We start from the raw sequence: 26,967 nt of genomic DNA on the forward strand, positions 1-26,967 counted from the left end.
CCCAAGGATACGGCGGGGCCAAGACGGCTCCGCCGCTCCAAGGGAGACCGCCATGGCCATCATGGCTATCTACCGGTCGGACAAGGTCGCTCCGACCGACTACGCGCCCTACGAAACCGAACTCGCCCACCAACCGCTGCCCGAAGGCGCGCTGCTCCATCTCGTCGGCTATGACGGGCGCGAGATGACCATCGTGGACGTCTGGGAGAGCCGCGAGGCCCTGGCCGCCTACCGGCCCCAGATCGAGGAGCGGGCGAACCGTCTCGGCGTGCCCGCGGCCGAGCCACAGATCTTCGAGGTCAGGAACGGTCTCGGCGCACTCGACCTCACAGACGCCAGGCTCCAGCCAGCCTAGGCGCGGGCCTTCACCAGCTTCAGCACGGCCTCGGCGGCCGCATCGTTCGGATCGGGGCCGCCGCGCCCCATGCGGTCCAGGGCCTCGTACTGCCGCGCCACCTGGGCGTCGCGCAGCGCCTTGTCGTCGAGGCGCTGTGCGATCTCGTGTGTCAGCCGCTCAGCGTTGCACGCGTCCTGGATCAGCTCCGGCGCGACGAAGTCCTGGGCGGCGATGTTGAACAGCGTCACCCACTTGGTGCGGATCAGCCGCTTCAGGATGGCATAGGTCACCGGGCCTAGGCGGTAGGCGACGACCATAGGAACGCCGGCGAGCGCCAGCTCCGTCGTGACCGTCCCAGAGCAGGCCAGCGCCACCGTGGCGGCCTTCATGGCGTCGAGCTTGGCTTCGTCGCCTTCCAGCACATGGGCGCGGTGCGGCCAGCCCGCGACGCGCGCCCTCACCGCTTCGGCCACCGTCGGGGCGGCCGGGATCACGACGTGGAGATCGGTCCGGGTCCGCTTGAGCCGGTTCACGGCCGCCTCGAAGGGCGGCAGCATCCGGGCGATCTCGCTCGGCCGGCTGCCCGGCAGCACCAGAAGGATGGGATCGTCGGGACCGGCGCCGATCTGGCTCCGCAGGCGGACCGGGTCGGCGCGGCTGAAGTCGAGGTTGAGCGCCGGATTGCCCACGAAGGTCACGGGCAGGCCGTGCTCCTCGAACAGCGGCGCGTCGAAGGCGAGGATCGAGAGCAGGTGGTCGAACACCTCGGCCGCCGTCTTCGCCCGACCGGGCCGCGAGGCCCAGACTTGCGGACCGACGTACTTCATGAGCGGCAGCTTCGGATCGAGCCTCCGCAGTCGCTGGGCCACGCGCAGGGTGAAACCCCAGGTCGATCAGCACCGCCACGTCCGGCTTCTCGCGCGCGGCGAGCGCCGCCGTCTCGTCAGCCCGGCGAACCACCTTGCGCCAGGCCATCAGTCCCTCGACGAGGCCAAAGATCGAAAGCTCGGCGATGTCGAATGGGCTCGCGACCCCTTCGGCCGCCATATGCTGGCCGCCGACGCCCACGAAGCGGACCCCATCCTTACCGAGCTTCTTCCGGAGCGCGCGGGCGAGGCCCGCACCGCGATCGTCGCCCGATGCCTCCGCCGCCACCAGCATGACGGTGAGCGGGCGACCGGTCATGGTGTCTCGGGCTCCACGCCGAGGACGAACAGGCCAAGCTCGTCGGCCAAGGCGATCACCGCCTCGCGGTCGAGAACCAGCAGGCGGCCGGCCTCACCGACGATGCCCGCCAGGCCCGCGCGGGCCACGGCCTCGATCGTCGCCAGGCCGATGGTCGGCATGTCCACGCGGGTTTCCTGGATCGGCTTGGGCGCCTTGGCCAGCACCCCACGCGGCGCGTCGGGTCGACCGCGAACCGCCGTCGGCAGCTCGGCGACCCGGGCCAGCATGGCGTCGGTGCCCTCCTGGGCTTCCACCGCGAGCACCAGTCCGTCGCAGACCACGGCGCCCTGGCCGATGTCGTGCTTGCCGATGTGACGGGCGACCTCGAGGGCGCGGGCGACGTCTCCGGCGGCGGCCTCCGACGGCGTGACGCGGCCGAGCGGCCCGGCCGGCAGGCCGAGGTCGTCCATGACCTCATGCGCCCCCTCGACGACGAAGCCTTCCTTCTCGAACTCGGAGACCAGCAGACGCAGCAGGGCGTCGTCGCCCTTCCTGGCCGCCACGATGGCGGCGGGGATGACGGCAAGGCCGCGCATGTCCGGCATCAGCGTCGCGAAGTCCGGCCTGGCGACGTTGCCGGCCAGGCAGACCGCCTCGCAGCCCGCCCGCTTCAGCGCCTTGAAGCACTTGCCGAGTTCCGCCAGGCCGACTTCGGCGCCGGCATAGTCGCCCAGACCGTCGCCGGCGAACCCCTTGAGGCGGATGACGAACAGGGGCCGGCCGGCCCGCTCGCAGTGCCGGGCGATCTCGACGGGTAGGCTCCCGCCGCCGGCGATCAGCCCGAGCTTCTTCATCAGACTTCGCGTTCGGGCAGGCAGATCGGCCGGTTGGCGTCGGCGCGGATGAAGTCGATGATCTCCATCACCTCAGGCGAGTCCGAGTAGGTTTCGATCGTGTCGTCCAGCCGCTCCTGGAAGGTGCCCTCGTCGGCGAACAGCAGGCGGTAGGCGGCTCTGAGGGTGTTGATGCTCTCGCGGCTGAAGCCCCGGCGCTTCAGGCCCACGAGGTTCAGGCCCTCGAGGTGGGCATGGTTGCCCCAGACCGAGCCGTAGGGGATCACGTCCTTCACCACGGCCGCGAGGCCGCCGATCATGGCGTGCCGGCCCACCCGCGTGAACTGATGGACGGCCGCCAGGCCCCCGACGATCACGAAGTCGCCGATCTCGCAGTGACCGCCCAACGTCGCCTGCTTGGTGAGGATGACGCTGTCGCCGACCACACAGTCGTGCCCCACATGGCTTTCGATCATGTAGAAGCCGTTGGATCCGACCCTTGTTACCCCGCCGCCGTTGACGGTGCCGAGGTTCATGGTGGCGTGTTCGCGGATGACGTTGTTGTCGCCCACCACCAGGCGAGTGTCCTCGCCCTTGTAGGCGGTGTGCTGTGGCGGACCGCCCAGGACGGCGAAGGGATAGACCTGGTTGTTCGCGCCGAGCTCCGTGGAGCCGTCGACCACCACGTGGCTGTGCAGCCGGGTGCCCGGCCCGATCTTCACCCTCGCGCCGATCACGCAGAAGGGGCCGACGGTAACGCCCTCGGCGAGCTCCGCGCCCTTGGCGACGACCGCCGTCGGATGGATCCCGCCGCTCACTGGGTGTCGACCACCATGGCGGCGAACTCGCACTCCGCCACCACCTTCTCGCCGACCATGGCCTGGCCCGCGAACTTGAAGATGTCGCCGCGCTGCTTGGTGACGCGGACCGGCATGCGCACCACGTCGCCCGGCCGGACAGGCGCGCGGAAGCGGCAGTTGTCGGCCGACATGAAGAAGATCGCCTTGCCCGTCGTATCGACCTCGAGGGTCTTCGACATCAGCACCGCGCCCGTCTGGGCCATGGCCTCGATCAGGAGCACGCCGGGCATCACCGGATAGTCCGGGAAGTGGCCCTGGAAGAAGGGCTCGTTCACGGTCACGCATTTAATGCCGACGATGCTCTCGTTGGCCTTGTACTCCCTCCGCCCGATCGATGAGCAGGAAGGGGAAGCGGTGGGGAATGCGAGCCAGGATCTCGGTGATGTCGATGTGGCCGGTCTCGTCGTTCACCGGGGCCTTGCGGCTCATGCCTTACCCTCCTTGCCGGCGGCCATCTTGGCCAGCCATGCGGTCTCACGCATCCACTTACGGATCGACCGGGCCGGCATGCCGCCCCAGGTCTCGCCGGCAGGGATGTCCTTCATGACGCCGGCGGCCGCGCCGACACGGGCGCCGTCCCCGATGCTCACATGGTCGGCGACGCCCGCCCGTCCGCCGAACTGAGCGCCGTCGCCGATGTCGACGCTGCCCGAGATGCCGGTGTGCGCCGCCATCACGCAATTGCGACCGACGCGCACGTTGTGGGCGATCTGCACCAGATTGTCGATCTTGGTGTTCTCGCCGATCGAGGTGTCGTCATAGGCGCCCCGGTCGATGCAGGTGTTGGCGCCCACGGTGACGCCGTCCTGCAGGATCACCCGGCCGAGTTGGGGCACGTCGATCAGGCCCTTGGGGCCCACCGTGGCGCCGAATCCGGGCTCGCCGATGACCGCGCCGGCGAGGATTCGGACCCGATCGCCAAGCAACGCGAACCCCAGCGTCACATTGGGGCCGATCTCGCAGTTCCGTCCGATGGTCACGCCCGGTCCCACGACCGAATTGGCGCCGATCACCGTGCCGCGGCCGATCTGGGCGCCCGGACCGACCACCGCGCCCGGGCCGAGGATGACGCCCTCCTCCAGCCGCGCATCCGCCGCCACCGCCTGCTTGGACGTGTTCACCCGCGGTCGATGAAGCCGCTGGGCTGCCAGGGCGTAGGCCGCCTGCGGCGCGGGCGTGACCAGCGCGACGCAACCCGACGGGACCGTGGCCGCCTGGGCCGCGGGCACGAAGCAGGCGCCGGCCTTCGACGCGGCAAGCGCCTCGGCGTGCTTGCGGTCGGAGATGTAGGTGACAGTGTCGGCCTGGGCCCGGCTCAGGATGGCCACGGCGCGGACGGACCGGCCGGCCGCCGCCGGGTCGGAGAGCTCGGCGCCGGTGAGCGCCGCGAGTTCGCCTAGGGTTATGGGACCGAGGTCTTCGAAGAAGCGCGGATCGGGCATGACGTCCTTTCGGGTCACCGCGACCCGCGCCCTCTTCGGGTCTCTGTCCTAGCGGCGGGTGGCGGGCGCCGGGGTGGCGGCGGCCGCGGCTTGCGGCTGGGCGTCCAGGCGTTCGCGGTCGAAGGCGAACTGGGTGATCTTGGCGTTCAGCGCGGTCACCACGCCGGGCGTGATGTCGGCGGCAGGCGAGGCGATCACGACCGCGTCACGGTTGAGCAGCACCGAGCACTGGCGCTGCTGGTAGACCTGACGGATCAGCGGCTCCATCTCCTGACCGACGCGGCCAACGGCCTTCTGCTCGGTGGCGGAGACTTCCCGCTCGCGCTGCTGGGCCTTGCGCTGGAGGGCGTTGGCGCGGACCTGCAGGGCCGAGGCGCGCTGTTCCAGCGTGGTGCGGTCGAGCGTGGCGCGCTGGCCTTCGAGGGTCTTGCCCTCGTTCTCGATGGCCGTGCGCTCGCCGTTCAGCTCGGCGTTCACCTGCTGGACGATCTGCTGCATGCGGGTGTCGACGTACTTGCCGACGGTCGAGCCGCCGATGGCGCCCTGGACCGACAGGATGCACAGGCCGGGCACGGCCGGACCGTGGCTGACGGCGGGCGCCGCAGCGGCAGGAGCCGCCGCCGGCTGCTGGGCGAAGGCGGCGCCGGCGCTCAGCGCGACGACGGCGCTGGCGGCCACGGCGAGGGTCTTGGAATTCATGATGATGCTAGAACCTGGTTGAGGTGGAGAACCGGAAGGTTTCGGTCTTGTCGTAGTCTTCTTTGGCCAAAATCTGGCTGAAGTCGAAGCGGATCGGTCCCATGGGGGATCGCCAGAAGATACTCAAGCCTGCAGCGGCGCGCAGCGACAGATCGTCCCGAATGAACGGGTTCTCTGTCCCGGGCGGGCAAACCTCGCCGCCATCGGACGGGCAGAGCTTGTCCACGTCGTCCAGCATGCCGACCGTGCCGAACTCGGTGAACAGCGCCGCCTTGATGCCGTACTGGTCCGGCAGGAAGGTGGGAACGGTTAGTTCCACCGTGCCGATCGCATAGGCCTTGCCGCCCAGCGCGTCCTGACGGCCGAGCGAGGTGTCGCGCGGCCCGACGCCGGCGGTCTCGAAGCCGCGGAAGTTGGTGCCGCCCTTGAAGAAGCGGTCGTTGATGCGGACGTTGTCGCTGCTCCAGCCGTCGATGTAGCCGGCCGAACCCGTGACGCTGAGGATGAAGTCGCGGGTGAAGCCATAGTACCAGCCGCCGTCGAGCTCGGTGCGCAGGTAGTTCACGTCGCCGCCGAGGCCGGCCAGGTCCTGGTTGGCCGCCACGTAGAACCCGCGCGTCGGGTTCAGGTAGTCGTTCCGGCGGTCGAGGCGATAGCCGTAGCTGATCAGCGAGGTCAGGAACGAGCCGCGCTGGTCGCAGATCACCGACGACACGAAGCCCTGCTGGCAGAGCGCATCGTCGATCGAGACGTCGTCGGTCCGGAGCGTGTAGCCGAGGCTGCCGCGCGAGTTGAGGCTGAGCGGGAAGCTCAGGCGCGTGCCGGCGCCGAGGGACTCAGTCTTGTAGGCCGAGTACTCGGTGAGGTCGTACTTGTAGTAGTAGGCGTCGAGGCCGGCCGCGAGGTCGCGTCCCAGGAACCGCGGCTCGGTGAACGAGAAGTCCGCCTGCTGGCGGAGCGAGCCGAGCGAAACCCGCGCCCGCACGTTCTGGCCGCGGCCGCGGAAGTTGCGCTGGGTGACGCCGAGGTCGATGACAAGCTGGTCTACCGAGGAGTAGCCGGCGCTGAACGACAGCTCGCCCGTGGGCTGCTCCTCGACCTGTACGCGCAGGCCGGTGCGGTCGGGCGCAGAGCCCGGCACCTCGGTGATCTCCACTTCCTTGAAGAAGCCGAGGGAGCGGATCTGGTTACGCGAACGGTCCACCAGGGCCCGATTGTAGGCGTCGCCTTCCGACACGTTCATTTCGCGCCGGATCACGTAGTCGAGGGTGGCGGTGTTGCCGACGATGTCGATCCTGTCGACGTAGACGCGCGGACCTTCGTTCACCTGGAAGGTCACGTCCACGAGGCCGGTCTCGCGGTTCGGCGTGTAGCGCGGGCGCACGTCCACGAAGGCGAAGCCCGCGGCGCCGGCCGCGAAGGTCAACGCGTCGGTCGCCTGCTCGATCGCCTCGTCCTGGTAGGTCTGGCCGCTGCGAAGCGGCACCAGCGCGGTCAGGACGTTCTTGTCGAGCTTCTGCAGCTCGGTCTCCACGCCCACCTTGCCGAACTTGTACTCGCGGCCTTCGTCGAGCGTGTAGGTGACCACGAAGCCGTTCTTGTCCGGCGCCAGCTCGGCGACGGCGGAGACGACGCGGAAGTCGTAGAAGCCGCGGTTGCGATAGTGCTTGCGCAGCTGCTCCTTGTCGTACTCCAGGCGGTCCGGATCGTAGTTGGCGTTGTTCGAGAAGAACCGGTACCAGCGCGACTGCTCGGTCACGACCACATCGCGCAGGTCGTTGTCCGAGAACTCGCGGTTGCCGAGGAAGTTGACGTTGAGCACGCCGCTCTTCGGCCCCTCTTCGATCTTGAAGATCAGGTCCACCCGGCGCTGCGGCAGTTCGACGATCTGCGGCGTGACGTTGGCCGAGATCCGGCCGGAGCGGCGGTAAAGCTCGACGATCCGCTGGACGTCGGCCTGCACCTTGGCGCGGGTGAAGATGCCGCGGGGGGCGGACGCTCACCTCATCGCGGAGCTTGTCTTCCCTTGAGGCCCGAATTCCCCTCGAAGATCACCCGGTTGATGATCGGGTTCTCGACGACCGTGATGATGAGGTCGCCGGCCTGGAAGTCGATCTTCACGTCGGAGAACAGGTCCGTCTGGAAGAGCGTCTTCAGGGCGAGGTCGAGCCGCTCGGCGTTCACCGGTTCGCCGGGCTGGATCGGCAGATAGGAGACGACGGTCGACTGCTCGATCCGCTCGTTGCCGCGCACGATGATCCGCTGAACCGTGCCGGACGCCTCGGCGGGCGGAACCGCCGGTTGCGCGGCCGGGTCCTGGGCAAGAGCCATTCCTGGGGCGACCAGGGCCGTGGAGCCCAGAAGCAAGGCAAGGCCTGTGGCAAGCGCAGCGCGACGGGCGCGGTGTTGGTGCATCGAATCAGCCGTTTGGGAAAATCGGGTGGCTAGGAGAATAGCCCGCCGAAGAGATTGAACACACGCAGGCGCTGCAGATCGTTCCAGGTCGCGAACAGCATCAGTCCCAGCACCAGCGCAAGGCCCACCCTGTACCCTGCCGCCTGAACCTTGGCAGCAAGTGGGCGCCGGGCGAGCGCTTCGTACGCATAGAAGAGCAGGTGGCCGCCGTCGAGCACGGGGATCGGCAAGAGGTTCAGGAAACCGATGCCCACGGAAATGTTCGCGACCAGGACGAGGATGGTCAGGACGCCATTGCGGACAAAGGCGTTCATGTCCGGGGCGACCTCGACGTTCTGCTTGGTCAGCTCGCCCGAGATCTGCGCCATGCCGAGCGGGCCGGACAGCTGGTCGGCGGTCTCGCGGCCCGAGAGCATGCGGCCGATGTAGAACACCGTCGTGGTAATCACGTCGCCGGTGCGCTCCACGCCGCCCAACAGCGCTCCGACCGGGCCCACACGCTCGAACCTCACCGGGCTGTCGGCGAAGGCGATCCCGATGCGCCCGAGGCGCTGCACACGGCCCAGACCATCGACCACGTCGCCACGCTCGGGGGTCACCACGACGTCAAGGATCCGGCCACCGCGATCGACGGTGAAATCGGTCGGCACGCCACTGCGCAGGACGATCAGCTGTTTGACGGCGTCCGGGGTCTTGATGGGCCGCCCCTCGCCCGCGAGAATCACGTCGCCCGGCATCAGGCCGGCGCGCGCGGCGGGCGTATTGGCTTCCACCCGAGCGATCCGCGCCGATTGGCTGGGCTCGCCCATGACCATCAGCAGCCCCGCGAAGACCACGATCGCCAGGAGGAAGTTGGCGAACGGGCCCGCGGCGGTGATCACCGCGCGCTGCCAGATCGGCTTGAAGTGGAAGTACTGACCGAGCGCCCCCTCGCCTTCGCGCGTCACCAGGTCGCGGCGCAGGGCCTCAAGGTCGTCGTTGTCGGGCACGCTGGCGGCGTTGTCGTCGCCGGCGAAGCGCACAAAGCCCCCGAGCGGCAGCCAGCCGACCCGCCACTGAACGCCCTGGCGGTCACGCCACTGGGCGATCGGGCGGCCGAAGCCGATCGAGAACTGGTCGATCTTGGTCCCCAGCCAGCGGGCGGCCAGGAAGTGGCCGAGCTCGTGGACCGTCACCACCACGCCAAGCACGATGAGGAACGGGACGATGTAGATCAGGGCGGTTTGCACGAAGCCGATCATCGGGACTCCATCAGGCCGAAGCCATAAGACCGGACACAACCTCGTTCGCGACGCGACGCGCCGCCGCATCCGTGGCGCGGGCGTCCTCCAGCGCGTCGCCGGAGCCCGCCGTCAGACTCTCGCCCGCCATCCGGTCGAGAGTCTCGGAAACGACGCGGGCAATATCGAGAAAGCCCAATTGTCGGTCAAGGAAAGCGGCGACGGCCACCTCGTCGGCGGCGTTCATCACCGCAGGCGCCCGGCCGCCCGCGGCCAGCGCCTCCTTGGCCAGGCGCAAGGCCGGGAACCGGTCCAGGTCGGGCGTCTCGAAGGTGAGCTGGCCAGCCTTGGCGAGGTCGAGCCGCTGGGCCGGCCAGGGCAGCCGGTCGGGCCAGGCGTAGGCGCAGGCGATCGGCGCCCGCATGTCCGGAGGCCCGAGCTGCGCCAGGGTCGAGCCGTCCTGGTACTCGACCAGGCTGTGGACGATCGACTGCGGGTGGATCAAGACTTCGACGCGCTCCGCGGGCATGGCGAACAGGTAGGCGGCCTCGATCACCTCCAGGCCCTTGTTCATCATGGTCGCGGAATCGACCGAAATCTTGGCGCCCATGTTCCAGTTGGGGTGGGCCAGCGCCTGCGCCGGCGTCGCATGGGCCATCTGCTCGCGCGACCAGCCGCGGAACGGGCCGCCGGACGCCGTCAGGATCAGGCGCTCTACGTTGTGCGCGTTGGCCGGATCGAAAACCTGAAAGATCGCCGAGTGCTCGGAATCCACCGGGATCACCGTCCCGCCCGCCAGCTTTGCCGTCCGCAGCAGAGAGGGCCCGGCGCAGATCAGGCTTTCCTTGTTGGCCAGCGCCACAACTGCGCCCGAGCGGGCGGCGGCGAGCGTCGGGGCGAGGCCGGCAAAGCCCACGATGGCCGACATCACCCACTGTGCGTCGGAGGCCGCAGCCTCATCGACCGCGGCGGCACCGGCGGCGGTCTTGATGCCGGAGCCGGCCAGACGCTCGCGGAGTTCCGGCAGCTTGCTCTCGTCCTCGATCACCGCGAGCTGCGGCCGCCAGCGGCGGGCCTGCTCGGCCAGGCGTTCGGCGTTCCGGCCGGCGGCCAGCGCCGTCACCTCCACCTCCACCTCGGCCTTGTCGAACAGGTCGAGGGTCGAGACCCCGATAGAGCCGGTAGAGCCGAGGACGGCGACCTTGCGCGGCAGGCTCAATGTCCCCACCCCCAATGATTGACCAGGCGGGCTGCAGACATCACCACCACGGCGAACATGAGGCCGTCGACGCGATCCAGCAGGCCGCCGTGGCCGGGGATCAGGTCGCCGGAGTCCTTCACGCCGAACCGCCGCTTGATGGCGGATTCCCAGAGGTCTCCGGCCATGGTGGCGAGGCCCACGAGAAGCCCGATCAGCGCGGCGGCCCACGGGTTCAGTTGGAAGACCGACCAGATCGACATGGACGCGCCCACGGCCATCGCAGCGGCAAGGCCGCCTAGGAAGCCGGACCAGGTCTTGTTCGGCGAGAAGCGGGGCCACAGCTTCGGGCCCTTGAGCGTGCTGCCGACCGCATAGGCGCCGATGTCGGCGGCCCAGGTCATGGCGAAGAGCATCAGCGTCCACCAGTGGCCCTGGGCGGACATCGTCTGGTCGGTGTCACGTAGCCAGATGAGGCAGATGCAGGCCGGCGCGATGTAGAAGACGCCGAACGCCGCGTCGGCGGGCCGTTCCGACACGCCGCGGGCCACGAGGGCGGACGCGGCGGCCCCAACAAGCACGGCCAGCCAGGCGATCGCAAACTTGTCGAAGTGCGTCAGGAATACAGCCGAGAGCACGGCGACCGTCACGGCCGCAGAGACGCGCACGGGCGCGTAGGGCGCGCTCATGCCGCCCCACTCGATGGAGAGCAGCGCCACCGCCACCGCGATCAGGACGAGGAAGATCCAGCCGCCCACCCAGGTCGCGAACAGGGAGCCCGGCACCAGGACCACGGCCGAAGCGACGCGCAGGCCCAGGTTCGACCAGTCGAAGCGCCTAGCCGGCGGCAAGGACGTCATCGGCCGCGAGGGCCCCATATCGCCGATCCCGGCCCGCGAAGGCCTCGAGGGCCGCCTTCAGGTGCTCATGGCCGTAATCGGGCCAGAGCACGTCCTGGTAGACCAGCTCGGCATAGGCCGCCTCCCAAAGCAGGAAGTTGGACAGCCTCTGTTCGCCCGAAGGCCGGATGATCACGTCCGGCGGCGGGGAGCCGGCGGTGGCGAGGTGGCTCGCGAAGAGCTGCTCGGTGAGGTCCTCCGGCCGTGCACGGCCGGAGGCCACCTCCGCGGCGAAGCGGCGGGCGGCGTCGACGATGTCGGCCTGGCCCCCGTAGTTGAAGGCGATGTTGAGGAAGAAGCGGTCGTTGTGCGCCGTGCGCGCCTGGGCGTCCTCAATGATCCGCACCAGCTCCGCCGACAGGCCCTCGCGCCGGCCGATCACCCGGACCCGGACCCCCTCCCGTTCCAGACGGGCGATGTCGGTCTCGAAATAGCGCTTCGGAAGCGCCATCAGCTCGGCGACCTCGGCGGCCGGCCGGCTCCAGTTCTCGGTCGAGAATCCGAAGACCGTGAGCCACCGGACATTGAGCTCGGCGGCCGCCGAAACTGTGCGCTTGAGCGCATCCACGCCGGCCCGATGGCCAAGGGTGCGCGGCAGGCCGCGCTTCTTCGCCCACCGGCCATTGCCGTCCATCACGATCGCCACGTGCAGCGGTGAACCTGCCTCCTCGGCAGGCGCGCCCGCGGTCGGGGACTGTTTCTCGGCGGCCATGCGGCTTGGTTTCCTGGAACGCGGGACGGTCGGCAGGTCGTCAGACCTGCATGATCTCTTGTTCCTTGGTCTTCAAGGCTTCGTCGATGCGCTTGATGGCCTCATCGGTCATCTTCTGCACCTCGGCTTCCATCTTCTTGTGCTCGTCCTGGTTGATGGCCCCGTCCTTCTCGGCCTTCTTCAGGTCGTCGTTGGCGTCGCGGCGCACGTTGCGCACCGCGATGCGCTGCTGCTCGGAGTACTTGCTGGCGATCTTAGCGATCTCCTTGCGGCGTTCCTCGGTGAGCGGCGGGATCGGGATGCGCAGGTTCTGGCCGTCGACGACCGGGTTCAGCCCCAGGCCCGACGAGCGGATCGCCTTCTCGACCGACACCACCATGCCGCGGTCCCAGACGTTTACCGAGATCATGCGGGCTTCCGGCACGCTGACCGCGGCCACCTGGTTCAAAGGCATGGAGGAGCCGTAGGCCTCCACGTGGATCGTATCGAGCAGGCTCGCGGACGCGCGGCCGGTACGCAGGCCGCCAAACTCTTCCTTCAAGGCGGCGACCGCCTTGTCCATCCGATCCCTGTACCTGGACAGCACCGGCTTTTCCGTCGTGGCCATGGACGTTCTCCCGTCTCTTGAACCTTGATCCGTGTAACGCGCCGATCAAGCGATGGTCGTATAGACCCCCTGCCCGTTCAGCACCTTCATGAAATTACCCCGTTCGCGGATCGAGAAGACCACGATCGGGATGCCGCTGTCGCGCATCAGGCTGGTGGCCGAGGCGTCCATGACCCGCAGGTCCTTCGCCAGCACCGTCTGATAGTCGAGGGTTTCGTAGCGCTGGGCGCTCGGGTCCTTCTTGGGGTCGGCCGTGTAGACGCCGTCCACGCTGGTGCCCTTGAAGAGCGCGTCGCAGCCCATTTCGGCGGCCCGCAGCGCCGCGCCGGTGTCCGTCGTGAAGAACGGCGCGCCGACGCCGGCGGCGAAGATCACCACGCGCCCCTTCTCCAGGTGACGCAGGGCGCGCCTGCGGATGTAGGGTTCGCACACCGCTTCCATCGGGATCGCCGACTGGACGCGGGTGTAGATGCCGATCTTCTCGAGCGCGCCCTGCATCGCGAGCGCGTTCATCACGGTGGCCAGCATGCCCATGTAGTCGGCCTGCGCCCGCTCCATGCCGCGGCCGGCCAGCGAGACGCCGCGGAAGATGTTGCCACCGCCGATCACCAGGCAGAGCTCGACGCCCGACTTCACGACCTCGGCGATGTCCTCGGCCGTGCGGTCCAGCACGCCGGTATCGATGCCGAACGCCTGATCCCCCCATCAGGGCTTCGCCCGACACCTTGAGCAGGACACGTTTGGGGCGCGGCGTGGCGTCGGACATGGGCGATCCAGAACTATGGCAGGGAGTAGATATACCAAGGGCGCGAACCGCGTCGACGCGGCCGCGCCCTTGTTTTCGTCAGACCGTGTTTAGGCCTGGCCGGTCATCGACGCCACTTCCGAGGCGAAGTCCGGGCCTTCGGTCTTCTCGACGCCTTCACCGAGAGCGAAGCGCACGAAGCCCTTCACGGTCACCGGCGCGCCGGTTTCCTTGGCCGTCTCGGCGATCAGCTGCTCGATCGTCTGGTCCGGGTTCATCACGAAGGGTTGCTTCAGGAGGACGACTTCCTCCTGCCACTTGCGGATGCGGCCCTCGACCATCTTCTCAGCGATCTCGCGCGGCTTGCCCGATTCCATCGCCGTCTGGGTCTGGATCTCGCGCTCCTTCGCCACGACCGCCGGGTCGAGCTCGTCCGAGTTCAGCGCCAGCGGCGGCGTGGGCGTGCCCGCCACGTGCATGGCGATGCGGCGGCCGACGTCCTTCAGCTTCGCCTGATCGCCGGCGCCTTCCAGCGCCACGAGCACGCCAAGGCGAGCCACGCCTTCACCCTGCACATTGTGCAGGTAGAGGGCGACGGCGCCCTGCTCGACCTTCAGCTCGGCCGTGCGGCGCAGGCGCATGTTCTCGCCGATCGTCGCGATCAGGTTGGTGATCACGTCGCCGATCACTTCGCCGTCCGAGGTCTTCGCCTCATGCAGGCCGTCGAGACCGTTCAGCGCGATCGCGGTGGCCGCGATGTTGCGCGCCGCGGCCTGGAACTTGTCGTTCTTGGCCACGAAATCGGTTTCGGCGTTCAGCTCGATCAGCACGCCCTTCTTGCCGTCGCCGGACACGAGGCCGGCCACTAGGCCTTCCGCGGCGGCGCGGTCGGACTTCTTGGCGGCCTTGGACAGGCCCTTGGTGCGCAGCCAGTCCATCGACGCTTCGACGTCGCCGTTGTTCTCCTGCAAGGCCTTCTTGCAGTCCATCATGCCGGCGCCGGATTTTTCGCGCAGGTCCTTGACCAGCGCAGCGGTGATTTCCGCCATGGTCAGCTCCTTCAGAGTTCTAGGTCAGGACGGGCCCCCCAGCATGGAGGCCCGCCATCAAGGTCTTGTGTCGGTCGAACGCGGAAACCGCGCTCAGCCGGCCTGTTCTTCGCTCGACGCTTCCGAGGCGGCCGCGGGGGCTTCCTCGGCGGGGGCTTCGGCGCCGGTCATCTCGGCTTCGAGGGCCGCGGCTTCCGGCGCGGTGACCTCGGGCTCAGCCGGAGCGGCTTCCGGGGCCAGCTCGCGGGCCAGCGCCGGTTCCACCGGAGCTTCCGAAGCGCCGAGGTCGACACCCGAGGCGGCCTGGCCGGCGGCCAGGCCGTCGAGGATCGAGTCGGCCATCAGGTCGCAGTAGAGCTGGATGGCGCGCGCGGCGTCGTCGTTGCCGGGGATCGGATAGGTGATGCCGTCCGGATTGCAGTTGGTGTCGAGGATGGCGATCACCGGGATGTTCAGCTTCCGGGCTTCCTGGATCGCGATCGCTTCCTTGTTGGTGTCGATCACGAACATCAGGTCGGGGATGCCGCCCATGTCCTTGATGCCGCCGAGGCTGAGCTCGAGCTTGTCCTTTTCACGGTTCAGGGTCAGCAGCTCCTTCTTGGAGCGACCCTGCCCCTCGCCCTCGACCAGGCCTTCCAGCTCGCGCAGGCGCGCGATCGAACCCGACACGGTGCGCCAGTTGGTGAGCGTGCCGCCCAGCCAGCGGTGGTTCACATAGTACTGGGCGCAGCGACGCGCGGCCGTGGCGATCGGCTCGGAAGCCTGACGCTTGGTGCCGACGAACAGGATCCGGCCGCCCGAGGCGGCGACTTCGCGGACCTTCACCAGGGCCTGGTGGAGGAGCGGGATCGACTGCGAGAGGTCGATGATGTGGATGTTCGAGCGGCTACCGAAGATGTAGCGCTCCATCTTCGGGTTCCAGCGGTGCGTCTGGTGGCCGAAGTGCGCGCCGGCTTCGAGCATCTGGCGCATGGAAAATTCAGGCAGAGCCATCGTCTGTGTCTTCTCTTTCTTCCGGTTGAACCGCCGCAGGCAAACCCTCCGAAGAGGACCGGAACGGATAGGACGGGATGTCTCCCCGACCCAGCCGCACACCTGCGTGTGGATTGGACCGGCGCATGTAGGGTGAAAGCGCCGGAAAATCAAGCCGGCGGGCGGACAGCCTGGACCGCTACTTCTTCTTCGGCCTGCCGTCGGGGCCGTAGAGGCTCGTCGCGCCGGACGGCTTCCAGGGTTCGTAGGGCTTGAAGGCCGGAGAAGTTGGCTCCGTCGGAGCACTCGGCCGGGGGCCGACGGGGGGCGGCTTCGGCGGGGCGTAGGGCTTCGGTTCGTAGGCCTTCGGCTTGGGGAGGCCCGGCGCGAAGGTCCCGTAGCCGCCGGACTTCGCGCCGCCGTTGAAGGTCCCCTGGGCGAGCGCCGGGGACGCGGCGAGCGCCGCGGCGGCGCAGATCAGGGCGAGACGACGCATCCGTTCCCCCTCTCTAGAGATCCTCGACAAAGACCACGCCGGGCGCGGTCTTCAGCGCGCCGCGGACGGCGCCGTTGAGCGTAAAGCGACCGGGTAGCTTGAGCTCGATCTCGCGCCCGGCCCCGAGGCCGGCGACCAGCAGGATCTCGCCGCCGCGCGGGTCGGTGACGCCCTCCAGCCGCTTCTTCAGCGCCTCGATCTCGGCGCTGCGCGGCGCCACGTGGACGCGCAGACCCGCGACCGCATTTTCGATCGCCTTCTCCACCGGCTGGGCGTCGTCGCCGAAGAAGCGGACCTCGCCCTCGCTGGCCTTCGCGCGGACACGGATCGAGACGGCCTTGCCCGGCTCCAGAAAGTCGCGGCAGCGGCGCAGCGTCTCAGGCGGGAACAGCACCTCGTACTCGCCCGTGGGGTCGGAGAGGGTGACGAAGGCGAACTTCTCGCCGGTGCGGCCTGGCTTCTCGAGCTTGCGACGGACGATGCCGGCCATGCGCAGGGCCTCGGCCCCGGCGAGCGCCTTGGCCACCGCGTCGGTGTAGAGGTCGGTGCGCTTGCGGCGCAGGGCCTCGACCATGTCCTCCAGCGGGTGGCCGGAGAGGTAGAAGCCGATGGCCGCCAGCTCCTCGTCCAGCCGCTCGGTGGGCGTCCAGGGCTCGCGCCTCGGCATCTTCCGCTTCTGGGCTTCGGCCAGGTGGTCGTTGCTGTCGCCGAAGAGCCCGCCCTGGTCGGAGGCGCGCTGGTTGGCGACCGTCTGGGAGAAGCTGACCAGCAGCTCGGCGGCCTCCACGAGTTGGGCGCGGTTTGGATGGATCGTATCGAAGGCGCCCGCCCGGGCCATGGTCTCGAAGGTGCGCTTGTTGACCAGCTTCGGGTCCACGCGCTCGACGAAGTCGAAGATATCCCGGAACGGCCCGCCCTCGCGGCGGATCTCCACCAGGTGCTGCATGGCCTGCAGGCCGACGTTGCGGATGGCGCCCAGGGCGTAGAGCACCTCGCCGTTTTCCACCTCGAAGTCGGCGCCGGAGCGGTTCACGTCCGGCGCGCAGATCTTCACGCCGAAGCGCTTGGCGTCCTGATAGAAGACGCTGAGCTTGTCGGTGTTGGCGATATCGAGGCTCATGGACGCCGCGAAGAACTCGACGGGCGCGTTCGCCTTCAGCCAGGCGGTCTGGTAGCTGATGTAGGCGTAGGCTGCGGCGTGGGACTTGTTGAAGCCGTAGCCGGCGAACTTGTCCACGAGATCGAAGATCGCCCCCGACTGGGCCGGCGGGATGCCGTTCTTCTCGGCCCCGGAGACGAAACGCGCCCGCTGGGCGTCCATCTCCTCCTTCTTCTTCTTGCCCATGGCGCGGCGCAGAAGGTCGGCTTCGCCCAGGCTGTAGCCCGCCAGGATCTGGGCGATCTGCATCACCTGCTCCTGGTAGACGATGATGCCGTAGGTCTCGTTCAGCACCGGCGCCAACGTCGGGTGCAGGGTGTCGATCGGCTTGCGGCCGAACTTGCAGTCCACGAAGGCCGGGATGTTGTCCATCGGGCCGGGGCGATAGAGGGCGCCGATGGCGGTGACGTCCTCGATGGAGTTGGGGCGGAGCTGGCGGAGCGTGTCGCGCATCCCCTGCCCTTCGAGCTGGAAGACCCCGACGGTGAGCGCGTTGCTCATCAGCTCGTAGGTCTTCTCGTCGTCGAGCGGCAGAGTGTCCATCTCGACGCGGGCCCCGCGCTTCTCGAGATGCTTCAGCGCCCGGTCGATCACCGTCAGCGTCTTCAGGCCCAGGAAGTCGAACTTCACCAGGCCCGCGCTCTCCACCCACTTCATGTTGAACTGAGTGGCCGGCAGCTCCGAGCGCGGGTCGCGGTAGAGCGGGGTCAGCTCGGTCAGCGGGCGGTCGCCGATCACCACGCCGGCGGCGTGGGTGGAGGCGTTGCGGTAAAGACCCTCGAGCTGCAGGGCGACGTCGAGCAGGCGGGCGACGGCCTCGTCCTCGCGGCGGGCCTCCTTCAGGCGCGGCTCGATGTCGATGGCCTGGGCGAGCGTCACCGGATTGGCGGGATTGGCCGGCACCATCTTGGCGAGCCGGTCCACCTGGCCCAGCGGAAGCTGCAACACCCGGCCGACGTCGCGCAGCACCGCGCGCGCCTGAGCGTGCCGAAGGTGATGATCTGGGCCACCCGGTCGCGGCCGTAGCGCTGCTGGACGTAGTTGATCACCTCCTCCCGCCGCTCCTGGCAGAAGTCGATGTCGAAGTCGGGCATGGAGACCCGCTCGGGGTTCAGGAAGCGCTCGAACAGCAGGCCATAGCGCAGCGGGTCGAGGTTGGTGATGGTCAGGGCATAGGCCACTAGCGAGCCCGCGCCCGAGCCCCGCCCCGGCCCGACCGGGATCTCATGGGCCTTCGCCCATTTGATGAAGTCCGACACGATCAGGAAGTAGCCGGGGAACCCCATCTGGGTGATGACCCCGATCTCGCGCTCCAGCCGGGCCTCGTATTCCTCGGCCGTCGCGGAGTTGGCCTGGCCGCGGGACATGCGTAGCTTCAGCCCCTCGCGGGCCTGGTGGGCCAGTTCCTCGGCTTCGGAACGGCCGCCCTCGGTAGGGAAGCGCGGCAGCAACGGGTCGCGCTTGTGCACCATGAAGGCGCAGCGCCTCGCGATGTCGATGGTGTTGTCGCAGGCCTCGGGCAGGTCGGCGAACAGCGCCCGCATGTCGGCGGCCGCCTTGAACCAGTGCTCCGCCGTGATCCGGCGGCGCTCGTCCTGGCCGATGAAGCTGCCGTCGGCGATGCACAGAAGCGCGTCGTGCGCCGTGTACATCTCTTTCTTGGCGAAATAGCAGTCGTTGGTGGCGACGAGGGGGGACGTCCTCCTCGTAGGCGAAGCGCACCAGTTCGCCCTCGGCGGCGGCCTCGGCCGGCGCACCGTGGCGCTGGAGCTCCACGTAAAACCGGTCCCCCGAACACCCGCTTCATCTCGAGCAGCGCCTGGCGGCCCTCCTCGACCTTCTTGCCGCTCGCCATCAGCGCGTCGACCGGCCCGTCCGGCCCGCCGGAGAGCAGGATCAGGCCCTCGGCGTGCTCCGCGACCCGGGACCAGGGCACGTGCGGCTCCCTCGGTCCCGTCATTCTCCACATAGGCGATGGAGGAGAGCTCGCAGAGGTTCAGGTAACCCCGCTCGCTCTGGGCGATCAGCACGACCGTCGGCGTCTTGGCCCAGCGCTCCGAGGGCCCCTCTCCGATGCCGGAGACCGGTATGGCGCAGGCGATGATCGGCTGGACGCCCGCGCCCTTGGTCGCGACGGAGAATTCGAGGGCGCCGAAGAGGTTCGCCCGGTCGCAGAGCGCGACGGCGGGCATCTCCTGCGCCTGGGCGAGCGCGCCGATCTTGTCGGCCTTGATCGCGCCCTCCAGCAGCGAATAGGCGGAGCGGACCCTCAGGTGCACAAAGCCCAGACCGTCCTCGCTCAACCCCGCCGCCTCCGCCATGCGGCTCACGGCGTCACCCCACGTGAGCCGCGACCGCGCACATCATCCAGACAAAGCTGGCCACCGAGGCAAAAGCCAGTGATTCCCGGGCGAGACGAACCATGTGCGACGATCCTGCTGTGGGCCGTCTGTGGACGACCGGTTAGGCGTTCTGTATTCGTTCTTATTCTGCTTTTGTTCTCATCGTCAAGCTGCTATTGCAGAGCCTGGATTCAGGAGGCTCCACATGATCCGGGCGCTGATCGCTGCGCTTGCCCTTCTCGGCGTACAGACCTCGGCACAGGCCGCCGAGCGGGCGCAGATGTTCCAGGCGGCGCCGACAAGCGGCTGCGGGACGGCGCTGCAAGGGACAGGCAAGCCGGCAGCCCTGACGGCGCCGCTCAACGAGGTCCAGCGGACCGGGCTGCTCGGCGGCGTCTTCCTTGCCATGAGCGGTTCCGGAGCCGGCTGGACGGAGGGCGACGTGGAGGCGGCGCTCGCCTGCCCCGTCGCCCGGTTCGTGGCGGGAGAGCGCGTCTGGACCATCCACTCCGGCGCCGGGACCGCGCCGCTCCGCATCGTCACCGCCCAAGGCGCCGAGACCTCATACGTTTTCCTGCGTGGACCGAACCTGGCGGACGCGGCGACGTGGCACGCCAGCCGGGGCGCCTCGCCGGTGACGACGACGGGGCCGGCCTACTACCTCGCGGGCCTGTCCGACGGCGTGGCCTATATCGCTCGGATCTACGATGCGCCGCCGACCATGGAAGCCCTGGCCGACGACATTACGGACGCGGAGATCGGCGACGCGATCCCGCTGGCCGCCTACAGCCTCGCCGGCGGCGTCGTCTCCCTGATCCTGGAGGCGGATAGCGGCCCGCGCGCCGAGATCTTCCGGCCCGCCGACCTGAACGGGGAACAGATGGCCACGATGTTCCTGCCGGATGGCCGGCTGGTGTCCCAGGGCGATGAGGGCGACTTCGTGTTCAAGGGGTCCGGCTTCCGGTGCCCGCCGGCGTTCGGCGCCTTCGAGCGGCAGAGCCTGTCGGTGCTGAACGCGGACGAGGAACGGCTCAACCTGGGCTGCAACCTCGCCACCGAGACCGCCGGCCTCTCCGTCTTCGTCATGCGCGCGCCGGATACGTCGGGCGACAAGCGCTACTGGAACGACGAGATCTCGCGCTCCCAGCAGGCCACCGGGGTCACGCGCAAGATTTCGCTCCCGCCGATGGGACCGAAGCGGGCGATCCAGGCCGGGAGCAATTGGCTCGACAAGGACGGTCGGATGCAGGTGGTCCTGTTCGCCCGGCGCGGCGACTACGTCGTCGAGGTCCGCCAGACGTATGAGCTTGCCGACTCCGAGCCGGCGTCGAAGGCGCTCATGGCGTTGGCCGACGAACTGGACCGCATGGGCGCGGGCGATGTGGAGGCCTCGCGCAGTCCGCGCGAACAACGCTAGGGGTAACCGCTTGGAACAGCGCCTATCCCTGATCACCCTGGGCGTGGCCGACATGGCGCGGGCGCGCCGGTTCTACGAGAACGGGCTCGGCTGGACCGCGCAGACGGCCATGGACGAGGTCTGCTTCTATGAGCTCCGGCCTGGCTTCGGCCTCGCCCTCTTCCTGCGCCACGAACTGGAGAAGGACGCCAAGCGCCCGATCGACGGGACGTTTAGCGGGATCACCCTGGCCCTGAACGAGCGCTGCAAGGCCGACGTGGACGCGACCTTCGCCCAAGCCGAGGCGGCGGGCGCCACGATCACCAAGCCACCCGAAGACGCGGCGTGGGGCGGGTATTCCGGCTACTTCAGCGATCCGGACGGCCACACCTGGGAGGTGGCCTGGAACCCGCAGTGCGTGATCGGCGAAGACGGCTCCACAACCTTCGGCGCGGGCTAGGCCATCACTCGCCTGAGCGCCGCCTCGCAGGCGGCCAGCTCCTCGTCCTGGCCGACGCAGATGCGGTTCCAGTCGTCGTAGCCCTGGAAACCCCGACCGACCACGAGCACCCCCTCCCCGCGCATCCGCTCCACGAAGCGGGCGTTGGGCATGCCGGTCTTCACATAGATGAAGTTGGCCTGGGGATCGGGGGGCGTAGGCGAGACCGAGCCGTTCGGCCATGGCCACCATCTGGCGGCGGCCGCGGATCAGACGAAGCCGCATCTCCTCCTGGAAGCCCAGGTCGAGATAGCTGGCGGTGGCGGCGGCGATACCCAGGCGGTTCATGCCGCCGCCGCTGACGCGCGGCCGCACCTTCGCGGCCATCGCGGCCGGCATGATGGCGTAGCCCACCCGCTGGCCCGCCAAGCCATGGAGCTTGGAGAAGGTCTTGCAGACGACGACGTTGGCCCGACCGCACCAGCTCGCCCGTGGTGTCGGCCGGATAGGCGTCGGTCATGTCGATGTAGGCCTCGTCGATGAACACCGGCGCGGTCTTCGAGACGTCGAGGGCGAAGGCCTTCAGCTTCGCCGCGTCCACGACCGTGCTGGTCGGGTTGTTCGGATTGCAGATGTAGACGCCGCAGGTCGCCTTGCCGACCCGGGCGGCCATGGCGTCGAGGTCGTAGCGCATCTTCTCGTCGAAGGGCACGAAGGCGACCTTGCCCCCGCCCGGCGGCGGCGCGGTAGAGGGTCTCGAAGGTGGCCGGCGCGGTGATCAGCTCGCCGCCGTCCCGGGCGAAATACTCGCCGCAGGCCGCCAGGATCGGGCTGGAGCCGGCGCCGATCACCACCATGTCGGGGGTGACGCCCTGCCGCTCGGCGATGAGCTGGGCCAGCCGCTGGGTTTCCGGATGGGCGTAACGGCTGACGCGGGTGAGGCTGTCCTGCATGGCCTTCACCGCGGACGGGGCCGGGCCCCCAGGGGTTCTCGTTCAGCGACAGGTTGACCGGCTCGGCGGCCTTCGCCGCCGCGAAGCCCGGCGCGGCCGCCACCGCCGTCGCCGCCAGCCCGGCGACCTGCATCCACTCCCGACGGCTCACGGTCATGGCGACATCCCCCGCTTGTGCTGACGAAACGATGGCAGGCGGGGGGCGGCCGGTCAGCGCCCAGGCGTCCAGGGCACATCCCGCGGCGCCGGAACGCCCGCGGAAGCGTCAGCGCAGGCGCGGCGGCGCCCGCGATGGCGTCAGGGCCTGCCGGGCGGCGGGAAGCCCTGGCGCTCGCCGGCCAGCTTGTGGACCACGCCGCGGCGCATGACGAAGGTCGGGCGCTCCAGTTCGGTGACGTCGGCAAGCGGGCTCCTGGCCACCGCGATCAGGTCGGCGTCCTTGCCGGGCTCGAGGCTGCCGATGGCGTCGGCGCGCCCGAGTAGCTCGGCGGCGTCCACGGTAGCGGCCTTGATCGCCTGGGCGGGCGTCATCCCGACCTGGACCATCAGGGCGAACTCCTTGCCGTTGTCGCCGTGGCTGGAGACCCCGGAGTCGGTGCCGAACGCGATCTTCACGCCGGACGCGATGGCGCGCCGGTGGTTCTCCATCGCCGCCTTCGCCGCGATCTCGGCCTTCTCCAGCGTGGCGCGGCTCCGAGAGCCGGCGCGCGCCTGGGCGAGCGCCGCTTGGGGGGCCAGCATGGTGGGCACGAACCAGGCGCCGGTTTTCCTGAAAAGGGCGTCGGTCTCCTTCGTGCCGAAGGTCCCGTGCTCGATGGAGTCCACGCCGGCGTTGAGCGCGGCGATGATACCGTCGGTCCCGTGGGCATGGGCGGCGACCTTGCGGCCGAACATGTGGGCGGTGTCGACGATGGCCTTCATCTCGTCGTCGAACATCTGGCGGCCGAGCCCGCCGGCGATGTTCGAGTTCACCCCGCCGGTGGCGGTGAACTTGATCACGTCGGCGCCCTGGCCGATCTGGGCGCGGACCGCGCGGCGGCAGTCCTCGGGGCCGTTGCAGAGGTTGTCCGATTCACTCCGGACCGGGCCGGAGAGCATGCGGTTCAGGCTGTTCGACGGGTCGCCGTGGCCGGCGGTGATGCTGATCGGACGGCCGGCGGCCAGGATGGTCGGCCCGGCGATGAGGCCGTTGTTGATCCCGTCCCGGAGCGCGGTGACGCTGCGCGCGTCGCTGCCCAGGTCGCGGATGGTCGTGAAGCCGGCCTCCAGCGTGCGCCGGGCATTGTCGAGACCGATGACGAAGTTGTCCTCGATGTCGCGGGTGTTGCCCTCCACCCGGGCGCGCAGCTTGTCATCGTCGCTGAAGATGTGGACGTGGCTGTCGATCAGGCCGGGCAGGACGAACTGGTCTTTCAGGTCGACGATGCGGGCTCCGGCCGCGCCGACGGCGGCGGGGTCCTGGAAGCCGGCGTGCACCGCCTCGACCTTGCCGGCGCGGATCACCAGGGTGGATGGGCCCGCCGGCGGCTGACCCGGCCTAGCCAGCAGGGCGCCGGCGTGTATGATGGTGGCGGGCGGAGGCGCCTGGGCGGCGGCCGACTGGGCCAGCATGAGCCCGATGGCGGCGACGGCCGCGGTGATCCTTGCACGCATCGATGAACTCCCCCGTTCGGAAGGCACTGTAGCCGCCGGCCTTCCGAGGTCCAGCCGTCAGGCCCCGCTAGCCGGCGTGCGGTTCCAGGTGGCCGTCCTTCAGCGCGAACACCCGGTCCATGTGGCGGGCGAGTTCGAGGTTGTGTGTGGCCACCAGGGCGGCCCCCTGGCTGCGGGCCAGGGCGTAAAGGTTCTCGAACACCGCCGCCGAGGTCGTCGGATCGAGATTGCCGGTGGGCTCGTCGGCCAACAGCAGGCGCGGGCTGTTGGCGAGCGCCCGGGCGATGGCGACCCGCTGCTGCTCGCCGCCCGAGAGCTGAGCCGGCTGATGCTGGACGCGCTCCTTCAGGCCGAGCTGTTCGAGCAGCTCCCGGGCCCGGGCCTGGGCCGGTCGGCGGCCCTTGCCGGCGATCATCTGCGGCAGGGCGACATTGTCGAGCGCCGAGAACTCCGGAAGCAGGTGGTGGAACTGGTAGACGAAGCCGATGGTCGCCAGCCGCACGCGGCTGCGCTGGCGGTCCGAGAGATCGGTGCAGTCCTGGCCCAGCACGGTGATCCGGCCGGCGTTGGGATGCTCCAGCAGGCCCGCGGCGTGGAGCAGCGAGGACTTGCCGGACCCCGAGGGGCCAATCAGGCCGACGATCTCCCCGGCCTGGAGGTCGAGGTCGACGCCTTTCAGCACGGTGAGGCCGCCGGCGGCGGTCTCGTAGGTGCGCTCGAGGCCGCGGATGGAGAGGACCGTCTCACTCATAACGGAGCGCCTCCACAGGATCGAGGCGCGAGGCCCGCCATGCCGGCGGCAGGGTGGCCAGGAAGCTCATGCCCAGCGCCCAGGAGGTGATCAGAGCCACCTCCGCCCAGTCGACCTTCGCCGGGATGCGGCTGAGGTAATAGACGTCGGAGGAGAATACCGCCTGCCCCGTCGCCCACTCCACGAACTGCTGGATCGGACCGATGTAGAGGCAGAAGACGACCCCGATGGCGAGGCCGGCGACGGTGCCGAGCGCGCCGATGGCGGCGCCGGACATGAAGAAGATCCGCAGGATCGAGCCCTGGCCCGCGCCCATGGTGCGCAGGATGGCGATGTCGCGACCCTTGTTCTTCACCAGCATGACCAGGCCCGAGATGATGTTCATGGCGGCGATGGCCACGAGCAGCATCAGGATCAGGCGCATGACGTTGCGCTCGACCTTCAGCGCGCCCCAGAACGAGCTGTCGCGCTGGGTCCAGTCGGCGACCATGGCGAGCGGGCCGGCGGCCTTCTGGACGGCGGCCTTCATGCCGACCGCCTTGTCCGGATCGGCGACCTTGACCTCGATGACGTCGGCCGTGCCCTCCCGGGCGAAGAAGAGCTGGGCCTGCTCGAACGGCATGTAGATGTAGGCCTGGTCGTACTGGCTCATGCCGACCGTGAAGGTGGCGCCGACCGTGTAGGCCTTCTGCAGGGGCGTGCCGCCGAAAGCCGTGGCCCCGCCGGTGGGCGAGATCAGCGTCAGCACGTCGCCGGGCATGATTCTAGCGCCTGGGCCAGCCGGTCGCCGACGACGATGGTCTCGCCGCCGAACTCGCCCTGACCGAACTCGCGCAGCGAGCCGCGGGTGATGTTGCCGGAGACGATCTTCGTGGCCTGAAGATCGGCGGGCGCGATCCCGCGAACGATGGCGCCGGTGATCTGTGTCGGGCCCATGGCGATGGCCTGGGCCTCGATGATCGGGGCCGCCTGGACGACGCCGGGCACCTTCACCACGCGGCGGACGGCGGCGTCGCGGGCGTCGCCGTCGAGCACCGGGCCGCTGACGAACACATGGCCATTGAAGCCGAGGATCCGGCCGAGCAGCTCCGAGCGGAAGCCGTTCATCACGCTCATGACGATGATCAGCGTGGCGACCGCCAGCATGATGCCGATGAAGGAGATCACCGAGATCAGCGCCACCCCGCCCTGGCTGCGCTTGGCGCGCAGGTAGCGGCCGGCGAGCATGCGCTCCCAGAGCCCGAACGGCGGGGCGCGGCCGCCCATGGGGGGTGGCGTCGGCCATCAGGCGCAGATGACCTTCAGGGCCTGGTCGAGCGGCAGGGTCTGGCGCTCGCCGGTGGCGCGGCGCTTCACCTCCACCGTGCCGTCGGCGACGCCCTTCGGGCCGACGATGAGCTGCCAGGGGATGCCCACGAGGTCGAGGGAGGCGAACTTGGCGCCCGGACGGTCGTCGCGGTCGTCTAAGCAGGGTTCCTTGCCGCGGTCGGCGAGCGCCCGGTAGGCCTGCTCGGCCACCTCGTCCACGGCGCTGTCGCCGGGGCGCAGATTGACGACGGCGACGCCGAACGGGGCGACGGCCTCGGGCCAGATGATCCCGGCCTCGTCATGGCTGGCCTCGATGATCCCGCCCACCAGCCGCGAGACGCCGACGCCGTAGGAGCCCATGTGGACGACCACGTCCTTGCCGTCCGGCCCGGCGACCTTGGCGTTCATCGGCTTCGAGTACTTCTCGCCGAAGTAGAAAATGTGGCCGACCTCGATGCCGCGGGCGGTCATCCGCTTGTCCTCGGCGGCCTCGGACTCGAAGCGGGCCTGGTCGTGCATCTCGTCGGAGGCGGCGTAGAGCCTGGTGCGCTGCTCGACGAGCGGCTGGAGGTCGCCCTCCCAGTCGATGTCGGGCCCGGGCGCGCCCATCTCCACGAGGTCAGAGTGGGCCCAGACCTGACTCTCGCCGGTGTCGGCCAGGATGATGAATTCGTGGGAGAGGTCGCCGCCGATCGGGCCGGTGTCGGCCCGAACCGGGATCGCCTTCAGGCCGAGGCGGGCATAGATGTTCAGATAGGCCAGGAACATCCGGTTGTAGGAGCGCCTGGCCGCCTCGGCGTCGAGGTCGAAGGAATAGGCGTCCTTCATCAGGAACTCGCGGCCGCGCATGACCCCGAAGCGGGGCCGGCGCTCGTCGCGGAACTTCCACTGGATGTTGTAAAGATTCTTCGGCAAGTCCTTGTAGGACTTCACATAAGCCCGGAAGATATCGGTGACGACCTCCTCCGCCGTGGGGCCGTACAGCAGGTCCCGCTCATGGCGGTCCTTGATGCGCAGCATCTCCTCGCCGTAGGCGTCGTAGCGGCCGCTCTCGCGCCAGAGGTCGGCGAGCTGGAGCGTCGGCATCAGGATCTCGACGGCCCCGGCGCGGTCCATCTCCTCGCGGACCACCTGCTCGATCTTCTTCAGCACCTTCAGGCCGAGCGGCAGCCAGGCATAGATGCCGGCGGCCTCCTGACGGATCAGGCCGGCGCGCAGCATGAGCTGGTGCGAGACGATCTGGGCGTCCGACGGCGCCTCGCGCAGGGTCGGCATGAAGTAACGCGAGAGGCGCATCGGTCTTATCGTTGTCCCT

Annotated in this window: 21 protein-coding genes and 8 pseudogenes; 4 read left to right on the forward strand and 25 right to left on the reverse strand. The window is 69.1% G+C overall.

Going from position 1 to position 26,967, the window contains the following annotated elements:
* The first annotated feature begins 52 nt into the window (after positions 1–52).
* On the forward strand, positions 53–355 hold the full coding sequence (locus LRS04_RS21180) for a hypothetical protein (RefSeq protein ID WP_257818076.1): 303 nt from the start codon (positions 53–55) through the stop codon (positions 353–355).
* Here the strand turns inward: LRS04_RS21180 and lpxB are convergent.
* From lpxB to sidA, 18 genes and pseudogenes are all read right to left on the reverse strand, one after another.
* Positions 352–1,522 (reverse strand): annotated as a pseudogene (gene lpxB, locus LRS04_RS21185) (lipid-A-disaccharide synthase). The gene LRS04_RS21180 and the pseudogene lpxB overlap by 4 nt on opposite strands.
* The gene (locus LRS04_RS21190) at positions 1,519–2,358 is read right to left on the reverse strand and encodes an LpxI family protein (protein WP_257818078.1); all 840 of its coding nucleotides are present in this window, start codon (positions 2,356–2,358) and stop codon (positions 1,519–1,521) included. The pseudogene lpxB and the gene LRS04_RS21190 overlap by 4 nt, the downstream one beginning before the upstream one ends.
* Positions 2,358–3,155 carry an acyl-ACP--UDP-N-acetylglucosamine O-acyltransferase gene (gene lpxA, locus LRS04_RS21195; RefSeq protein ID WP_257818079.1) on the reverse strand — a complete coding sequence of 266 codons (798 nt, stop codon included), beginning with the start codon at positions 3,153–3,155 and terminating at the stop codon, positions 2,358–2,360. The genes LRS04_RS21190 and lpxA overlap by 1 nt, the downstream gene beginning before the upstream one ends.
* A pseudogene (gene fabZ / locus LRS04_RS21200) lies at positions 3,152–3,626 on the reverse strand (3-hydroxyacyl-ACP dehydratase FabZ). Before fabZ ends, lpxA begins: the two are co-directional and overlap by 4 nt.
* Positions 3,623–4,639 (reverse strand): UDP-3-O-(3-hydroxymyristoyl)glucosamine N-acyltransferase, encoded by a 1,017-nt coding sequence (gene lpxD, locus LRS04_RS21205; protein WP_257818080.1) that lies wholly within the window; start codon positions 4,637–4,639, stop codon positions 3,623–3,625. The pseudogene fabZ and the gene lpxD overlap by 4 nt, the downstream one beginning before the upstream one ends.
* 48 nt (positions 4,640–4,687) lie before the next feature.
* Positions 4,688–5,338: an OmpH family outer membrane protein gene (locus tag LRS04_RS21210; RefSeq protein WP_257818081.1), complete on the reverse strand. Its 651-nt coding sequence runs from the start codon at positions 5,336–5,338 to the stop codon at positions 4,688–4,690.
* 7 nt (positions 5,339–5,345) lie between these two features.
* Positions 5,346–7,753, reverse strand: a pseudogene (bamA, locus tag LRS04_RS21215) (outer membrane protein assembly factor BamA).
* 29 nt (positions 7,754–7,782) lie between these two features.
* Positions 7,783–8,994 carry an RIP metalloprotease gene (locus tag LRS04_RS21220; RefSeq protein WP_257818082.1) on the reverse strand — a complete coding sequence of 404 codons (1,212 nt, stop codon included), beginning with the start codon at positions 8,992–8,994 and terminating at the stop codon, positions 7,783–7,785.
* A 10-nt stretch (positions 8,995–9,004) separates the two neighbouring features.
* Positions 9,005–10,201 carry a 1-deoxy-D-xylulose-5-phosphate reductoisomerase gene (locus LRS04_RS21225; RefSeq protein WP_257818083.1) on the reverse strand — a complete coding sequence of 399 codons (1,197 nt, stop codon included), beginning with the start codon at positions 10,199–10,201 and terminating at the stop codon, positions 9,005–9,007.
* On the reverse strand, positions 10,189–11,031 hold the full coding sequence (locus LRS04_RS21230) for a phosphatidate cytidylyltransferase (protein WP_257818084.1): 843 nt from the start codon (positions 11,029–11,031) through the stop codon (positions 10,189–10,191). The genes LRS04_RS21225 and LRS04_RS21230 overlap by 13 nt, the downstream gene beginning before the upstream one ends.
* Positions 11,009–11,782: a polyprenyl diphosphate synthase gene (gene uppS / locus LRS04_RS21235; protein WP_257818085.1), complete on the reverse strand. Its 774-nt coding sequence runs from the start codon at positions 11,780–11,782 to the stop codon at positions 11,009–11,011. Before uppS ends, LRS04_RS21230 begins: the two co-directional genes overlap by 23 nt.
* Positions 11,783–11,822: 40 nt before the next feature.
* Positions 11,823–12,389 (reverse strand): ribosome recycling factor, encoded by a 567-nt coding sequence (frr, locus tag LRS04_RS21240; protein WP_257818086.1) that lies wholly within the window; start codon positions 12,387–12,389, stop codon positions 11,823–11,825.
* 45 nt (positions 12,390–12,434) lie between these two features.
* A pseudogene (gene pyrH, locus LRS04_RS21245) lies at positions 12,435–13,155 on the reverse strand (UMP kinase).
* A gap of 89 nt (positions 13,156–13,244) precedes the next feature.
* The gene (gene tsf / locus LRS04_RS21250) at positions 13,245–14,183 is read right to left on the reverse strand and encodes a translation elongation factor Ts (protein WP_257818087.1); all 939 of its coding nucleotides are present in this window, start codon (positions 14,181–14,183) and stop codon (positions 13,245–13,247) included.
* Between the two features lie 93 nt (positions 14,184–14,276).
* Positions 14,277–15,176, reverse strand: coding sequence for a 30S ribosomal protein S2 (gene rpsB / locus LRS04_RS21255; protein WP_257818088.1), 900 nt, complete (start codon positions 15,174–15,176; stop codon positions 14,277–14,279).
* Between the two features lie 178 nt (positions 15,177–15,354).
* Positions 15,355–15,651: a hypothetical protein gene (locus tag LRS04_RS21260; protein WP_257818090.1), complete on the reverse strand. Its 297-nt coding sequence runs from the start codon at positions 15,649–15,651 to the stop codon at positions 15,355–15,357.
* Positions 15,652–15,664: 13 nt separating this feature from the next.
* A pseudogene (dnaE, locus tag LRS04_RS21265) lies at positions 15,665–19,131 on the reverse strand (DNA polymerase III subunit alpha).
* Between the two features lie 13 nt (positions 19,132–19,144).
* Entirely contained in the window at positions 19,145–19,234 is a 90-nt protein-coding gene (gene sidA, locus LRS04_RS21270; RefSeq protein ID WP_257818091.1) for a cell division inhibitor SidA, read from the reverse strand.
* A 123-nt stretch (positions 19,235–19,357) separates the two neighbouring features.
* On the opposite strand from sidA, the gene LRS04_RS21275 reads away from it, so the two are divergent.
* Both LRS04_RS21275 and LRS04_RS21280 read left to right on the forward strand, forming a co-directional pair.
* Positions 19,358–20,569, forward strand: a complete 1,212-nt coding sequence (locus tag LRS04_RS21275; protein ID WP_257818092.1) for a hypothetical protein — start codon at positions 19,358–19,360, stop codon at positions 20,567–20,569.
* A 10-nt stretch (positions 20,570–20,579) separates the two neighbouring features.
* On the forward strand, positions 20,580–21,008 hold the full coding sequence (locus LRS04_RS21280; RefSeq protein WP_257818093.1) for a VOC family protein: 429 nt from the start codon (positions 20,580–20,582) through the stop codon (positions 21,006–21,008).
* On the opposite strand, the gene LRS04_RS21285 is transcribed toward LRS04_RS21280, so the two are convergent.
* The 3 genes and pseudogenes from LRS04_RS21285 to LRS04_RS28380 form a co-directional block, all read right to left on the reverse strand.
* Positions 21,005–21,160 carry a hypothetical protein gene (locus tag LRS04_RS21285; protein ID WP_257818094.1) on the reverse strand — a complete coding sequence of 52 codons (156 nt, stop codon included), beginning with the start codon at positions 21,158–21,160 and terminating at the stop codon, positions 21,005–21,007. The two genes, LRS04_RS21280 and LRS04_RS21285, sit on opposite strands and share 4 nt — an antisense overlap.
* Positions 21,161–21,257: 97 nt before the next feature.
* A pseudogene (locus LRS04_RS28375) lies at positions 21,258–21,401 on the reverse strand (hypothetical protein); the annotation flags it as partial.
* A 106-nt stretch (positions 21,402–21,507) separates the two neighbouring features.
* Positions 21,508–21,705, reverse strand: a pseudogene (locus tag LRS04_RS28380) (aminotransferase class I/II-fold pyridoxal phosphate-dependent enzyme); the annotation flags it as partial.
* Between the two features lie 44 nt (positions 21,706–21,749).
* Here LRS04_RS28380 and LRS04_RS21295 point away from each other — a divergent pair.
* Positions 21,750–21,911: a hypothetical protein gene (locus LRS04_RS21295; protein WP_257818096.1), complete on the forward strand. Its 162-nt coding sequence runs from the start codon at positions 21,750–21,752 to the stop codon at positions 21,909–21,911.
* A gap of 326 nt (positions 21,912–22,237) precedes the next feature.
* On the opposite strand, the gene LRS04_RS21300 is transcribed toward LRS04_RS21295, so the two are convergent.
* The 4 genes and pseudogenes from LRS04_RS21300 to proS form a co-directional block, all read right to left on the reverse strand.
* The gene (locus LRS04_RS21300) at positions 22,238–23,593 is read right to left on the reverse strand and encodes an amidohydrolase family protein (protein WP_257818097.1); all 1,356 of its coding nucleotides are present in this window, start codon (positions 23,591–23,593) and stop codon (positions 22,238–22,240) included.
* 67 nt (positions 23,594–23,660) lie between these two features.
* Positions 23,661–24,344: an ABC transporter ATP-binding protein gene (locus LRS04_RS21305; RefSeq protein ID WP_257818098.1), complete on the reverse strand. Its 684-nt coding sequence runs from the start codon at positions 24,342–24,344 to the stop codon at positions 23,661–23,663.
* A pseudogene (locus tag LRS04_RS21310) lies at positions 24,337–25,610 on the reverse strand (lipoprotein-releasing ABC transporter permease subunit). Before LRS04_RS21310 ends, LRS04_RS21305 begins: the two are co-directional and overlap by 8 nt.
* Positions 25,611–25,628: 18 nt before the next feature.
* The gene (proS, locus tag LRS04_RS21315; protein ID WP_257818099.1) at positions 25,629–26,948 is read right to left on the reverse strand and encodes a proline--tRNA ligase; all 1,320 of its coding nucleotides are present in this window, start codon (positions 26,946–26,948) and stop codon (positions 25,629–25,631) included.
* Positions 26,949–26,967 lie beyond the last annotated feature (19 nt).

The sequence above is a fragment of the Phenylobacterium sp. J367 genome, from assembly GCF_024699985.1.
In the GTDB taxonomy this organism is placed as follows: Bacteria; Pseudomonadota; Alphaproteobacteria; order Caulobacterales; family Caulobacteraceae; genus Phenylobacterium.